Raw genomic sequence first — 746 nt, forward strand, 5'->3', positions numbered from 1 at the left:
TTGCAAAGTTTAAAAAAATAGAGAACGGATTATAAAGTGGCGTTTGGGTTTAAGCAACCGCTACTAATTTTTGGAGTTCATTGTACGCCGAAAAGACGGAGTCTAATTTAAGACTTCGTCTCTGTTTATATATAGCCTGAATCGTTTCAATCCCTTTTATGGTACGAGAAGCATGACGGATACTTTGGAATCTAGAAGATTTGGCGAAGCGTCGTTTTACATGTCGATGATCTTGTTCAATAAGATTATTACGATATTTGATAGTACAGTATTTGGTATGGGTATAACAATCGTCTTTTTTCCATTTTTTGAATGCACAAAGCAAAGCCGGGGCCTTGTCTATCGTAAGAACCGATGGTTCTCCAAAAGCTCGGACGAGTCGCTTCATAAACATATACGCCACTTGATGATCACGTTTTTTACGAAGTTGAATATCCAAAGTATATTTTACGTTGTAATGAACTAACTCGTTCCTTACAACCTGATGATGAATTTAATACCATTGGAAAAATTAATAAAAAATAACACCTAAGTTTGCATGCATCATATGTTGCGAAGCCAAAACCTAAGCTTAGGTTTTGGCTTCGTTTGGCTAGAATACGGCTTATGTTCATCGTATTGAAACAAATTTACTTCCTTCCATACATACTAGGGTTCTGTTGCAAAGTTTCTTAAGAAATAAAAAGGTGAAATTGAGTATATCTGAATCTTATGCAATTGTGAGTAATTGTTGTAATTCATTGTAC

At 35.1% G+C, this 746-nt stretch carries 1 pseudogene; it reads right to left on the reverse strand.

What is annotated here, in order from left to right:
- Positions 1 to 49: 49 nt before the first annotated feature.
- Positions 50 to 445, reverse strand: a pseudogene (locus F3I02_RS33640) (DDE-type integrase/transposase/recombinase); the annotation flags it as partial.
- Positions 446 to 746 lie beyond the last annotated feature (301 nt).

This window comes from Bacillus sp. SRB3LM (genome assembly GCF_015712745.1).
GTDB classification, from domain to species: domain Bacteria; phylum Bacillota; class Bacilli; order Bacillales; family Bacillaceae_G; genus Bacillus_A; species Bacillus_A thuringiensis_K.